The sequence below is a fragment of the Halomonas sp. H10-9-1 genome, from assembly GCF_040147005.1.
Taxonomy (GTDB): domain Bacteria; phylum Pseudomonadota; class Gammaproteobacteria; order Pseudomonadales; family Halomonadaceae; genus Halomonas.
Window position 1 is genome coordinate 2,596,667 of record NZ_JAMSHO010000001.1, and the last position, 12,216, is coordinate 2,608,882.

13 protein-coding genes are annotated in these 12,216 nt (G+C 66.2%); 5 read left to right on the forward strand and 8 right to left on the reverse strand.

Features of this window, described 5'->3' with window-relative positions:
• Window positions 1-46: 46 nt before the first annotated feature.
• Together NFH66_RS11940 and NFH66_RS11945 are read right to left on the reverse strand one after the other, a co-directional pair.
• A complete protein-coding gene (locus tag NFH66_RS11940) occupies window positions 47-511 on the reverse strand; it encodes an SUF system Fe-S cluster assembly regulator (RefSeq protein WP_349610456.1) in 465 nt (154 codons plus the stop codon).
• Between the two features lie 216 nt (window positions 512-727).
• Window positions 728-1,069, reverse strand: coding sequence for a zinc ribbon domain-containing protein YjdM (locus NFH66_RS11945; protein ID WP_349610457.1), 342 nt, complete (start codon window positions 1,067-1,069; stop codon window positions 728-730).
• A 131-nt stretch (window positions 1,070-1,200) separates the two neighbouring features.
• Between NFH66_RS11945 and NFH66_RS11950 the strand changes: the two genes are divergently transcribed.
• Complete coding sequence (locus NFH66_RS11950) at window positions 1,201-2,109, forward strand: complex I NDUFA9 subunit family protein (RefSeq protein WP_349610458.1); 909 nt, start codon at window positions 1,201-1,203, stop codon at window positions 2,107-2,109.
• A gap of 21 nt (window positions 2,110-2,130) precedes the next feature.
• On the opposite strand, the gene gloA is transcribed toward NFH66_RS11950, so the two are convergent.
• From gloA to NFH66_RS11965, 3 genes are all read right to left on the reverse strand, one after another.
• The gene (gene gloA, locus NFH66_RS11955) at window positions 2,131-2,664 is read right to left on the reverse strand and encodes a lactoylglutathione lyase (RefSeq protein ID WP_089681080.1); all 534 of its coding nucleotides are present in this window, start codon (window positions 2,662-2,664) and stop codon (window positions 2,131-2,133) included.
• A 91-nt stretch (window positions 2,665-2,755) separates the two neighbouring features.
• Complete coding sequence (locus NFH66_RS11960; protein ID WP_349610459.1) at window positions 2,756-4,339, reverse strand: GMC family oxidoreductase; 1,584 nt, start codon at window positions 4,337-4,339, stop codon at window positions 2,756-2,758.
• 42 nt (window positions 4,340-4,381) lie between these two features.
• Window positions 4,382-4,951, reverse strand: coding sequence for a twin-arginine translocation signal domain-containing protein (locus NFH66_RS11965; protein ID WP_349610460.1), 570 nt, complete (start codon window positions 4,949-4,951; stop codon window positions 4,382-4,384).
• 261 nt (window positions 4,952-5,212) lie between these two features.
• Here NFH66_RS11965 and NFH66_RS11970 point away from each other — a divergent pair, with 261 nt between their 5' ends.
• Window positions 5,213-5,548 (forward strand): ribbon-helix-helix domain-containing protein, encoded by a 336-nt coding sequence (locus NFH66_RS11970; RefSeq protein ID WP_349610461.1) that lies wholly within the window; start codon window positions 5,213-5,215, stop codon window positions 5,546-5,548.
• A 184-nt stretch (window positions 5,549-5,732) separates the two neighbouring features.
• Here the strand turns inward: NFH66_RS11970 and NFH66_RS11975 are convergent, their stop codons facing one another.
• A complete protein-coding gene (locus tag NFH66_RS11975) occupies window positions 5,733-6,491 on the reverse strand; it encodes a VIT1/CCC1 transporter family protein (protein ID WP_349610462.1) in 759 nt (252 codons plus the stop codon).
• 197 nt (window positions 6,492-6,688) lie between these two features.
• Between NFH66_RS11975 and NFH66_RS11980 the strand changes: the two genes are divergently transcribed.
• Window positions 6,689-7,933: a M20/M25/M40 family metallo-hydrolase gene (locus NFH66_RS11980; RefSeq protein ID WP_349610463.1), complete on the forward strand. Its 1,245-nt coding sequence runs from the start codon at window positions 6,689-6,691 to the stop codon at window positions 7,931-7,933.
• Between the two features lie 203 nt (window positions 7,934-8,136).
• Window positions 8,137-8,385 (forward strand): hypothetical protein, encoded by a 249-nt coding sequence (locus NFH66_RS11985; protein ID WP_349610464.1) that lies wholly within the window; start codon window positions 8,137-8,139, stop codon window positions 8,383-8,385.
• A 62-nt stretch (window positions 8,386-8,447) separates the two neighbouring features.
• Here NFH66_RS11985 and NFH66_RS11990 read toward each other — a convergent pair whose 3' ends face one another.
• Together NFH66_RS11990 and NFH66_RS11995 are read right to left on the reverse strand one after the other, a co-directional pair.
• Window positions 8,448-9,389, reverse strand: coding sequence for a ribose-phosphate diphosphokinase (locus tag NFH66_RS11990; protein WP_349610465.1), 942 nt, complete (start codon window positions 9,387-9,389; stop codon window positions 8,448-8,450).
• A 4-nt stretch (window positions 9,390-9,393) separates the two neighbouring features.
• Window positions 9,394-10,974, reverse strand: coding sequence for a thymidine phosphorylase family protein (locus NFH66_RS11995; RefSeq protein ID WP_349610466.1), 1,581 nt, complete (start codon window positions 10,972-10,974; stop codon window positions 9,394-9,396).
• A 236-nt stretch (window positions 10,975-11,210) separates the two neighbouring features.
• On the opposite strand from NFH66_RS11995, the gene NFH66_RS12000 reads away from it, so the two are divergent.
• Window positions 11,211-12,155 (forward strand): 2-dehydropantoate 2-reductase, encoded by a 945-nt coding sequence (locus tag NFH66_RS12000; protein ID WP_349610467.1) that lies wholly within the window; start codon window positions 11,211-11,213, stop codon window positions 12,153-12,155.
• Window positions 12,156-12,216: the final 61 nt, after the last annotated feature.

Consider the following 12,216-nt stretch of genomic DNA (forward strand, 5'->3'; position numbering starts at 1 on the left):
CCGGCGAGACAGGCTCGCCGATTGAATCCGATGAAACTTGAGTGGCTCAGGCCGTGTCGGCGGCCAGGCTCACGCTCTGGATGGGCAGCTGGACCGGCAGCTTGATCGGCACGGTACTGGCCAGATGGGCCAGGGTCACACTACCGAGCAGGGCGCGCACACCCAGCGAAACACGCTGCCAGTTATCGGCCACCCCACAGGTGGCGGCCAGATCGCAGTCGCCTTCGGCGTGACTACATTCGGTCATCGCCACCGGCCCCTCGATGGCGGTGATGATGTCGATGGCGGTGATCTCGAAGGCGGGCCGCGCCAGGGAGTACCCCCCCTGGGCACCACGGCGTGACTCCAGCAGCCCCGCCTTGACCAGCATCTTCAACGTCTTGCTGACGGTGGGATGCGGGAGTTGTACGGCCTCGGCGAGCTCGGCTGCCGCCTGGGGCTGCTCGGGATGACGCGCGATCTGGGCCATCACCACGGCGGCGTAGTCGGTCAGCCGCGAGAGCTTGAGCATGACGAGCCTCCTGAGGACGAGCGGCCCGGCGAAATGCCGTGCCTCAATTGCGGACCATTTTAGTCCTATATGAATTCGATGTGAAGCCCGCGGCATGCTTTCCGTGCCGAAGTGGAGAGTTGGCGACACGATGGACGCAATTAGCACTAACAACGACTATCATTACCATTTGCATCAACTAGCGGAAGGCCGTATCCCGAGGCTCGCCCTCGTCTCTCACGCCTTCTTTACGAACGCAGACTTCAGCTTCATGGGACCGACACCCTCGACCTTGCAGTCGATATCGTGGTCACCCTCCACCAGGCGGATGCCCTTCACCTTGGTGCCCACCTTCACCACCAGGGAGGTGCCCTTGACCTTGAGGTCCTTGATCACGGTCACGGTGTCGCCGTCGGCCAGCAGGTTGCCGTTGGCATCGCGTACCTGAAGCGTGTCGTCATCGCTCCCGACGCCGGCATCCCCTGACCACTCGTGGCCGCACTCGGGGCAGACATACTGGATACCGTCCTCATAGGTATAGGGGGAGGCACAGGCGGGACAGACGGGAAGATCGCTCATGACGGGCTCCTGACGAGATAGCGGAAAGCCGCCAAGCGTACACCGCGCCGCGCCGGGTCTCCAGCCGACACATGACGGGTGCGGCCCGGCCTGGCAGGATTGACGCTCCCCATCGGTGAAAAGGAAACAGCATGCAGGAGGGCCCGACCACGGTTTTCGGCGGCACCGGCTTCCTCGGCCGCGCCATCGTGCGCGAGCTGGTGGAGGCGGGCCGGCCGGTGCGCATCGCCGCGCGCCACCCGAGGCTTCCCGAGTGGCTGGAGCCCGGCGATCACGTCGAGGCGGTGGCATGCGACCTCCGCGACGAATCCCAGGTGGCCACCGCCCTCGCGGGCAGCGCGGCGGCGATCAATGCGGTGAGCCTCTATGTGGAGCGCCGGCGTTCGGGCCTGACCTTCGAGGCGATCCATGTGGCGGGGGCCGGGCGGCTGGCGAGGCTCGCCCGTGACGCCGGCCTCGAACGGCTGGTGCACGTTTCCGGTATCGGGGCCAGCAGCGACTCCCCTTCCGCCTACGTGCGTGCCCGCGCCAGCGGCGAGGAGGCCGTGATCGAGGCCATGCCGAAGGCGATCCTGCTGCGCCCAGGAGTGCTGTTTGGCCCCGATGACGCCCTGCTGGCCGGCCTGGTCCGGCTGGTGCGCCTCCCGCTGGTGCCGCTGTTCGGCCGCGGCACGACCCGCCTGCAGCCGGTCCATGTGGACGACGTGGCCCGCGCGGCGGTACGCCTGACGGCCTCGCGGCCCGTCGCGCGCCGACTGTTCGAGCTGGGAGGTCCCGAGGTGCTCAGCTACCGCCAACTGGTCGAGCGAGTCGCGGCGCAGCTCGAGCGTCGCCCACGACTACTGCCGCTACCCTTTCTCGCCTGGCACCTCGTCGCCGCCCTGCTCGCCCCGCTGCCGTCGCCGCCGCTCACTCGCGACCAGGTGTGGCTGATGCAGCGCGACAACCTGGCCGATCCGGACGCCGGCAGCTTCGCCGACCTCGGCATCGTGCCCCGCACCCTGCACGACAGCCTGCCGCGCTGCCTTGGGGGTGGCTAGGCCAGGCGCGCCGGAACGGCGTCAGTCGCCCAGTGCCGCCAGGCGATCCGCCTGGACCACCTCGATCCAGTAGCCGTCGACGTCCTTCACGAAGACCACGTTCTTCATCTTACCCTGGTCGGAGCGCTTGACGAACTCGACATCGTTGGCGTCGAACCACGCCTCGGCGGCCTCGAGGTCCGGGACGCTGAAGCAGATGTGGCCGAAGCCCTGAGGCTCGGCATTGCCATCGTGATAGATGCGCCCCTCCTGGTTCTCGGTGCCCCAGTTGTGGGTCAACTCCAGCAGGCCACGCTGGCTAAAGGTCCAGACGGTACGCTCGCCGCTCTCCTCCGGTACCGCCTCGCCGGCCTCCGGACGGGCCAGGAAGTAGAGCGAGAATTGCATCTCCTCGAAGTCGAGGCGACGCATGACGCGCATGCCGAACACCCGAGTGTAGAAAGCGAGCGCCTTCTCGGGGTCCTTGACCCTGAGCATGGTGTGGTTGAGGCGGAAGCCATCGGAGTCGGAGGTGGGGGCCTTTACTCCGGGGTATTGTTCACCGGTGAAACTCATGGGATCTCCTTGCCGTGTAGCTCGAAATCGTGCTGCCAATAGGAAGCATTCTGCGAAAAGGCGCCTCCGGCCTCGGCCGGGGGCGAAGGGGTCAGACAGCGCCGCGCTGCATCAGTTCCCCGATATACTCCGCCTGACGGATCGCCAGGGAGACAATAGTCAGGGTGGGGTTCTCCGCCGCCGAGGTGGTGAACTGACTGCCGTCCGATATGAACAGATTGGGGATCTCGTGAGCCTGTCCGAACCCGTTGCAGACGCCGTCCTCGGGGCGCTCGCTCATCCGGCAGGTGCCCAGGTTATGGGTCGAGGGGTAAGGTGGCACCTCGTAGATGTCCCGAGCCCCCACCGAGCGGTATAGCTCGGCCCCCTGGCGGTAGCCGTGCTCGCGCATGGCGATATCGTTGGGATGATCGTCGTAGTGGACATTGGCCACGGGCAACCCGTAGCGGTCGGTGACGTCAGGGTTTAGGGTCACGCGGTTGCTCTCCTGAGGCAGGTCTTCACCCACCAGCCACATGCCGGCCATGTTCTCGTACTGGTCGAGCGCGCCGGTGAAGCGCGGTCCCCAGGCACCGGGGTCGAAGAAGGCCGCCATAAACGGAAGACCCAGCGACAGTGTTTCCATTTCGTAGCCGCCCACGAATCCCCGCTCAGGATCGTGTCGTGACTCATCGGCGATGATGCCGGCCATGGTGGTACCGCGATACATGTGCACGGGCTCGTCGAAGGTGGCGTATACCGAGCCAGTCATGTGGCGCATGTAGTTGCGTCCCACCTGGCCGGAGCCGTTGGCAAGTCCCTCGGGGAACATCGTGCTCGCCGAGTTGAGCAGCAGGCGCGGCGTTTCGATGGAGTTGCCGGCCACTGCCACCAACCGCGCCTTCTGCCGCTGCTCGTTGCCGTCGGCATCGAAGTAGACCACCGCCGTGACCTTGCCACTATCATCGTGCTCGATGCGTGCCACATGGGACTCGGGACGAAGCTCCAGGTGGCCGGTCGCAATCCCTTCTGGCAGTTCGGTATAGAGAGTCGACCACTTGGCGCCGGTTTTGCAGCCCTGGAAACAGAAGCCCCGCTGTTGGCAGGCAGCACGTCCATCGCGGGGCGCGCTGTTGATGGCCATGTGCCCGGTGTTGCATGAGTAGCCTAGGTTCTTCGCTCCGTTGTACATCACCTTGAAGTTGTTGTTGCCAGGCAGCCCCTTGTTGTCGTTAGTGCGGGTCACCCCCATGCGCTGTTCAGCACGGTCATAATAGGATGCCAGGTCGTCATAGGTGAGTGGCCAGTCGAGCAGGTTGGCCCCCGCGACGTCCCCATAGGTCGAGAGAGCCGCAAATTCATGAGGCTGGAAGCGAAGGCTCGCTCCTGCCCAGTGAACCGTGGTCCCACCTACTGCCTTGACAATCCAGGCCGGCAGGTTCGGAAAGTCCTTGGCGAGTCGCCAACTGCCGGAAGTGGTGCGGGTGTCGAGCCAAGCAAGCTGCGCAAAAGAGGCCCACTCATCGGCAAGGAAGTCCGCGGTGGTGTGCAGCGCACCGGCTTCCAGCACCACCACATCGATACCCTGCTGAGCAAGTTCGTTGGCCAGGGTACCGCCCCCGGCCCCAGACCCGATCACGACAACGACGCTGTCATCGTCATGGGCAAAAGTCTTCTGGTTATCGGTCATTGCCATCTTGGCGCCTCCACATACGATATGTTGTTGTTCTGGTCCGCGTCAGGCCGTCGGTTCCTCGAATGGCAGATAGCCACCCTGGGGCTGGGGAGGATCGGGCAGCCAGTTGAGGTCATTGAACCCCTTGGTCAGATAACCGCCGTCGCCCTCGGCCCCTTGATAACCGAAGTGGGCGAAAGCCAGGGGGTTGTCGTAAAGTGAAACAACGGCATCGCCACGGATGGTTTCGAAGAAGGGCGTGCCGGCCAAGGGAGCCAAATGCTCGAGTCGTGCGGCATCATTCAGCGCGAGCCAGTCTCCGCCGGCAGACCGGTCGAGCTCGACGATGCCATCGTGGAGGATGCCAAGCATGGCACCCTTGGCCGACTTGCGATCGAGACTCTTCACCACGTGGGCGTAGACAGCATCTTCAAGACCCGGATGGGGGAACATCTGCTTGGCGACCCCCAGCAGCACATCACCCTGGCGAGTGCTGAGGGTGTCGAGAGGCATGGCCCAGCTCCGCGAAGGGGCGAGCAGCGCAATTGGTCCTGCGGTAAAGGCCAGGGTGCCGGCTAGGACTCCTCCGCTTCCCTTGAGGAAGACGCGGCGTGACAGGGTGGGTGAACGCATGGCTGACCTCTCCAGGTTGGGATGCGACGATCACAGGAATCGCGCACCACGCTTTTATTGTCATCGGGTGACCGGCGGAAGCGGACACCTGAAGTGAGAATAGAGTCAGCAGCACCTCACCAGGTAACAATGGGGTACTACATCGACGATGGTCTAATGCTAAAGGACTACCACAGGCCTCAATGTCAGAGTGGGGCCATCTCGGCAGGGTGCCGCTGCGCGGCCCATGCCAGTGAGCGAAATGAATTAAAGAGAAAAATCATGTGCCACGTCTACGCATCTACCGAGCCGGAACGCTACGAGTGCACCACCCGCTCGGTGCGCCTTCAGGGAAGCGTGACCAGCGTCCGACTTGAAAACGAGTTCTGGGAGATCCTCGACCAGCTGGCCCACGACCAGCAACTGTCTACCGGACGGTTCATCAGCGAGCTCTATGGCGAGGTCATGGCAACCAAGGGAGCGGTACCCAATCTCGCTTCCATGCTGCGGGTGGCCTGCGCGGTGCATCTGCACATTCGTGCCGAACCAGTGGCCCACTGCGCCCGAGCCTTGCCGCTCTCCGACCGGCGACCTGCGACCGGGGTGTCATTCACTTGAGCTCGACCCGGCAGCGGTTATCGTTGTTGAGCTTGGGTATCCCGCCACGCTCGATGCACGCCTAACGCCTGACAACCTACTGGGTAGGAGGTCGCCTCGCGGTCGGCGAAACGACCTGGCGGACTGGCGGCATCAAGCATGTCTAGCCCAGCGCCGGGGCTTCGCCTCGCTCCGCTTCAAGCCATCACACGCTGACGCCGAATAGCGCCTGAGCCAGGTGCCCGGTCAGGAAGGCCAGCCCCGCCGCGGCCCCACCCATCAGCAAGGTGCGCACCCCGGAGGCCAGCACCGGCTGGTGGTAGACCAGGCTCTTGCCCATGCCGATCAGGAAGAACATCAGTCCGGCGAGCGCAAGGCTGGTCAGGAACTGGGCATCGGTGGTCAGGCCCGGCACCGTATAGGGCAGCAGCGGCACCGCGCCCACCACCAGGAAGGCAACGAAGGTCGTAAGCCCGGAGCGCAGGGGGCTCAATCCCTCGGTCTGCAGGCCGTGCTCCTCGCGCAGCATGGTCTCCACCCACAGCTCGCGGTCGCTGCAGATGGTCTCCACCACCCGCTCCAGGGTCTCCCCCGCGAAGCCCTTGGCGATAAATATCTGGCGGACCTCCTCGCGCTCGCCGTCGGGGATCACGTCGATATGCAAGTGCTCGTCGCGGCGCACCCCGTCGATATGCTCGCGCTGGGCGTTGATCGCCTCATAGTTGCTGATCGCCATGCTGAAGCCGTCGGCCAGCAGGTTGGCGAAACCCAGCACCAGCGCCACCGTGGCCGAGAAGCCGGCACCGAAGGCTCCGGAGACCACCGCGAAGGTAGTCACGCAGCCATCGATGCCACCAAGGATGGCGTCGGGGAGACTCTGCCCGGTATTGCCACCCTGCAGTCGTCGGCGAATCGCCTCCGGGTGATGCTCCGCCTCCAGGTCGCCACGCTTGTGCCCTTGCATGCTGATTCCCTCCCTCTGATTGATGACATCGCCATCCAGCTGACAGGACCGCTAACGCCGCGCGGCCCTGCAGAGCAGGGTCTGCTCCATGGTAAGCTGAGGCGATACCGTTCCGGTAGCCAGCCTGATCACGCCTCGATAGCCACCACGACGCCGGGCGCCGGTCATGACGCCCGGCATGCAAGGAGAAGCAACGAATGAGCGATACCCCCTGGACTTCCGCCATGCCCCAGGAGCAGTTCGAGCTGATGCGCGAGATCCTCGCCGCACCGAGCCCTGTGGGACTCGAAGGGGCCATGACCTATGGCGTGCTCAAGCCCTATTTCGAGCGCTTTGCCCTCGCGGGCTGGCAACTGCACCAGTTCAAGGGCCACGCCGGCGTGGTGCTGGACACCCACCCGGGCCGCGATGACCTCTTCAAGGTGATGGTCATCGGCCACGCCGACAAGATCCGCATGCAGGTTCGCTCCATCGGCGAGGATGGCAAGATCTGGATCAACAGCGACTCCTTCCTGCCCAACGTCCTGATCGGCCACGAGGTCACCCTGTTCAGCGAGGACCCGGAGGTACCAGGCAGCTACCGCCGCATCCAGGGTGGTACCGTGGAGGCGCTGGGCGCTATCCACTTTTCCGATCCCGCCCAGCGCGATGGAAGCAAGGGCATCAAGAAGGAGCAGCTCTATCTCGACCTGCAGATCCACGGCGACAACAAAAAGCAGCAGGTGATGAACCTGGGCGTGCGTCCCGGCGACGCCATCCTGCTGGAGCGCCCCATCCGCCACGGCTTCAGCCCGGACACCTTCTACGGCGCCTACCTCGACAACGGCCTGGGCTGCTTCGTCACCGCCGAGGTGGCACGCCTGATCGCCGAGGCGGGCGGCACCGAGAAGGTCAGGGTGATGTTCGCCATCGCCAGCTATGAGGAGATCGGTCGCTTCGGCAGCCGAGTGCTGGCCGGCGAACTCGAGCCCGATGCCATCATCGCCGTGGACGTCAACCACGACTATGTCGCCGCACCCGGCATCGGTGACCGCCGCATGCAGCCGCTGGAGATGGGCAAGGGGTTCACCATGTCGGTAGGCTCCATCGCCAGCGAGCAGCTCAACCGCATCATCGAGGGCACCGCCCGCAAGCACGCCATTCCCATGCAGCGCGACGTCGTCGGCGTCGACACCGGTACCGACGGCATGGCCGGCGTGCTCGCCGCGGTGGACTGCGTGGCCACCTCCATCGGTTTCCCGATTCGCAACATGCATACCATCTCGGAGACCGGCAACACCCGGGATGTGGTGGCGGCGATCCACGCCATCACGCGCAGCCTCCAGGCGCTCGACGCCCTGCCCAATCCGCAGCGCGAGTTCCTCGACCACCATCCGCGCCTCGATCAGGCCGGTCCACTGACCCATCGTGGCGGCGAGAAACCGGCCGATCCGCAAGACTGAAGGCTCCCCGCCGGCTGCCATGACACCGCCCACGGGCCCCACACGCCAGGCGTGCGGGGCCTCTCACTTGGGGCATCCATCATGCCGGCGAGGAATGATGCAGCGCCGTCATGGGGGGTAACACAACGGAATCGGGATTCGCTCTCCATTCGCCTTCGCCGGGGCTATGATGGCATCCACAGTTACCTATCAGTGAGAGCGTCATGCAAGCCTTCCTCGTCGATGTCTTTGCCATCCATCCCCGCGGTCAGGAGCAGCACCTCGGCGGCGGCATCTTCCACGCGGCCAACGCCGACGAGGCCGAGACCCTGGCGACCCGGGAATTCTGGCAGGAGCGCCTGGACGACCAGGGCTACGACATCGGTTTTCAGACCGACCAGCCCGATACCGGCTGGAAGGTGATGAGCCTGGAAAGCCTGCGGGCCTTCATGCCGCACCCCGCCTTCGCCTGATCTGCACCAGACCCGCACGACAGCGCCGCCCTGTGGGGCGGCGCTGTCGTTTCAGCGATTCATTACCCCTTGCCGGCCGGGGATTGCCACTGCCCGGCCAGGACCTCGACAAGCGCGGCGGCAAGTGGCGACGCCATGCCAATGGCGTTGCTCTCGTGAGCGATGCAATCGGTACTCCACACCTCGCCGACCCCGGCCGCGCGAATCACCGCCAGGGCATCGCCGGCAAACAGCGCGTGGGTGAGCGCCAGGTCCACCGAGGCCGCCCCTGCGGCCAACAGCGCCTCGGCGGCACGCGCCACGGTGCGGCCAGAGCTCGCCACGTCGTCCATCAGTACCACCGCCCGCCCGGCCACCGCCACGCCTTCGGGCAGGCGAATGCTGACATCGCGGTCGCCGCGGCGCTCCTTACGACACACCCCGACGTCGCCACCGGTGACCGCCGCGGCCTGGGCCACCCACTGGCGAGCCTCCTCATCCGGACCCAGCAGCAACGCACCGGGGCGCTTCTCGGCCACCAGCTCGGCCAGGCGCGGCGCACCGGAGAGCGCGATGGCGTGTTCGAGGGGGATCGCCTGGTCGAGACGCTCGATGCGGTGCAGGTGGGGATCCACCGTGATCACGGCGTCGAACAGCTCGGCCAGGAAGCCGCCGACGATACCCTGGCTGACGATCTCGCCGGGCTGGAAGGCGATATCCTGGCGCATGTAGGCGAGGTAGGGCGCCACCAGCACCAGGCGCCTCACGCCCTGACGGCGAACGTGGCGCGCCAGCAGCAGCAGTTCCACCAGCTTGTCGTTGGGCCGGTCCAGGCTGCGATAGACCACCAGGGTCTCGGGCATGCTATTCCCCTCGCCGACGGCCAGGGTCAGCTTGAGCTCGGCATCGGGGAAACGGTGGCGCTCGACGACCAGCGCCGATAGCCCGGCGGCGGCGGCCAGGCGTCCGGCGGCGGCAGCCTCATCGGCAAAATGCAGCAGTGCGCGTGCCTCGCCTCGACTCACGGAATCACATCTCCACGTTCAAGCGCGTCAGCTCATCACGCTCCCCCAGGGTCACGGCGCTGTCACGCTCGCTGGACTGGTGGGCCAGTGTCAGCTCGTTGCGGAAGGCGGCGTAGACAATATAGAGCGCCTGGCCGGCCCTGACCGTGTCGCCCAGGCGCACCGCCATGTCGACCCCCGCCCCGACCGCCTTGGGTGCCCCGGCCAGCCTGGCGATGCGCGCCAGCTTAAGGTTGTCGATGCCCACCACCACGCCATCCTCGGGCGCCACCACCTCGAAGCGGTGCGGTGCCAGGAGCTGATTCTCCGCGTCGAAGGGCTTCGCCCCCTGGGCCTCGATGATCGCCTGCATCTTGTCCAGGGCACGCCCGGAGTCGAGGATATCTCGGGCGATACCGAAACCATCCCCGCCGCGCACATCGGGGTCGAACTCGAGCATCCGCCCGGCCAGCCGCAGCGCCTTCTGACGCAGGTCCATGGGGGCGTCGGGATGGTTGGTCAGTACCTGCATCACGTCGCGGGCCTCGAGCATGGGGCCGATACCGCGACCGATGGGCTGGCTGCCGTCGGTGATCACCACGTCCAGGGTCAGCCCCATGCGCCCGGCCACGAACTCGAATAGCTTGCGCAGCCGGCGAGCCTCGGGCATGGAACGCACCTTGGCAGAGGGGCCCACGGGGATATCCAGCAGCAGGTGGGTGGAGCCGGCGGCGACCTTCTTCGAGAGGATCGAGGCGACCATCTGGCCCGGCGAATCGATGGAGAGCGGGCGCTCCACCGAGATCAGCACGTCGTCGGCCGGCGACAGCTTACTGCAGCCGCCCCAGGCGAGGCAGCCGCGATGGGTACGCACGATCTCGCCCAGGACTGCGAACGGCAGGTCGACGTTGGCCAGCACCTCCATGGTATCAGCGGTGCCCGAGGGCGAGGTGATGGCCCGCGACGAGGTCTTGGGACACAGCAACCCATGGGCGGCAACGATGGGCACCACCAGCATCGAAGTGCGGTTGCCGGGGATGCCACCAATGCAGTGCTTGTCGACCACCGGATGCTCGTGCCAGTCGAGGCGACGCCCCACCCGGCACATGGCGTCGCTGAGGTAGAAGATCTCCTCGCGATCCAGTTCGCCCAGATCGCAGGCCACCACGAAGGCGGTCAGCTCGATCTTGGAGTAGCGCAGATCGGCGATGTCCTGGATGATCGCCCGATAGTCGTCGCGGGTGAGGCGTTCGCCACGGATCTTGCGACGCAGGGCAGGAATCGACGCCGGCGGCTCGGCCTGGGAGACGCTGACCGGCTCCCCCTCCGCCAGCCCCAACGAGGCGAAGGCATCCTCGGACAGTCCCAGCTGCTGGCAGTCGACGATGGTCGGGTCATCGACCACGTTGAGGCTGGCCAGGATGCGCTGCCCATTGGCGCGCACCTCCACCTTGGAGAGGGCCTGGAAGCCTTCGGCGCGGTAGAGATGGCACTCGCGATGCAGGTAGGCCACGTTCTCGCGATAGGTGTCGATCCCCACTCGCTTGAGGGCCAGCGGCGAGAGGGTATCGTCCAGCGGTGCCTGCGCGGGGGAGCTCTTCTTCATGGCAACGTCCAGGGAAGCATGGCGGCCGGGGCCGGGCCATCACGAGCATATCGAATGCCTTCATCCTACCAGCCGCCACGACGCAGCGTCATGGCATCGTGCTGGTCTTCCTGATGCACTACGAAGTGTCGATGCGGCTATGGCGCGGCGCGAACACTGAGCCTGGGCGCCGTGCCATAGCCGCCGCGGCGGTGTAGCCTCTACCGGATAACGTCTGGACACGGAAGGAGAGAGGGATGCGTTTCGCGATCATGGGTAGCGGCGGTGTTGGCGGTTATTTTGGGGCACGCCTGGCCGAGGCCGGCCACGCGGTCACCTTCATCGCCCGCGGCGAGCACCTGGCGGCGATGCGCCGCGACGGGCTCGAGGTCTCAAGCATCGAAGGGAACCTGCACCTTGACTCGGTGGACGCCACCGACGACCCGCGTGAGGTCGGCGAAGTGGAGGCGATCATCGTCGCGGTCAAGGCCTGGCAGGTCAGGGAGGCCGCCGAGGCGATCCGCCCCATGCTGGGGCCCGAGACCCTGGTGGTGCCGCTGGAGAACGGCGTCGAGGCCGCCGACACCCTGGCCGAGGCACTCGGTGAGGCGCACGTGCTGGAGGGGCTATGCGGGATCCTGGCCTGGCAGGAGGCCCCGGGGCACATCCGGCATGCCGGGGTCTCCCCCTTCGTACGCTTCGGCGAGCGGGACAACCACCCGAGCAAGCGCGGCGAGCGCCTCAAGGCCGCCTTCGACGCCGCGCATGGGGTCACCGCCGAGATCCCCGACGACATCCAGGCCGCAGTGTGGAGCAAGTTCCTGTTCATCTGCGCCATGAGTGGCATCGGCGCCATCACCCGCGCCCCCATCGGCGTGACCCGCCGCCTGCCCGAGACCCGCGAGCTAATCGAGGCGATCCTGGCCGAGATCGCGGCGGTGGCCCGGGCACGCGGCATCGCCCTGCCCGCGGACGCCGAGGCTCGTGCCCTCCATTTCATCGATGCCCTGCCGGCGGCCAGCACCGCCTCCATGCAGCGTGACATCATGGACGGCCGCCCCTCCGAACTCGAGTCCCAGAACGGCGCCGTGGTGCGCCTGGGCCGCGAGGCCGGCGTCGCCACCCCGGTCAACGCCCTGATCCACGCCGCCCTGTTGCCCCAGGAGTGCAAGGTGCGAGGTGGCGGTGAGAGCCACCCCTGAGCGAGGTAAGCGAACGGAGGCTCGCCTGACCCAAGCGCCAACAACGCGCCATCACGCAAAC

Excerpts from the sequence above, each read along its gene's own strand:
- NFH66_RS11965 (WP_349610460.1), bottom strand. The coding sequence starts at position 4,951 with ATGCGTTCACCCACCCTGTCACGCCGCGTCTTCCTCAAGGGAAGCGGA.
- NFH66_RS11970 (WP_349610461.1), top strand. The coding sequence starts at position 5,213 with ATGTGCCACGTCTACGCATCTACCGAGCCGGAACGCTACGAGTGCACC.
- NFH66_RS11950 (WP_349610458.1), top strand. The coding sequence starts at position 1,201 with ATGCAGGAGGGCCCGACCACGGTTTTCGGCGGCACCGGCTTCCTCGGC.
- NFH66_RS11995 (WP_349610466.1), bottom strand. The coding sequence starts at position 10,974 with ATGAAGAAGAGCTCCCCCGCGCAGGCACCGCTGGACGATACCCTCTCG.
- NFH66_RS11960 (WP_349610459.1), bottom strand. The coding sequence starts at position 4,339 with ATGGCAATGACCGATAACCAGAAGACTTTTGCCCATGACGATGACAGC.
- gloA (WP_089681080.1), bottom strand. The coding sequence starts at position 2,664 with ATGAGTTTCACCGGTGAACAATACCCCGGAGTAAAGGCCCCCACCTCC.
- NFH66_RS11980 (WP_349610463.1), top strand. The coding sequence starts at position 6,689 with ATGAGCGATACCCCCTGGACTTCCGCCATGCCCCAGGAGCAGTTCGAG.
- NFH66_RS11945 (WP_349610457.1), bottom strand. The coding sequence starts at position 1,069 with ATGAGCGATCTTCCCGTCTGTCCCGCCTGTGCCTCCCCCTATACCTAT.
- NFH66_RS12000 (WP_349610467.1), top strand. The coding sequence starts at position 11,211 with ATGCGTTTCGCGATCATGGGTAGCGGCGGTGTTGGCGGTTATTTTGGG.
- NFH66_RS11940 (WP_349610456.1), bottom strand. The coding sequence starts at position 511 with ATGCTCAAGCTCTCGCGGCTGACCGACTACGCCGCCGTGGTGATGGCC.
- NFH66_RS11975 (WP_349610462.1), bottom strand. The coding sequence starts at position 6,491 with ATGCAAGGGCACAAGCGTGGCGACCTGGAGGCGGAGCATCACCCGGAG.
- NFH66_RS11985 (WP_349610464.1), top strand. The coding sequence starts at position 8,137 with ATGCAAGCCTTCCTCGTCGATGTCTTTGCCATCCATCCCCGCGGTCAG.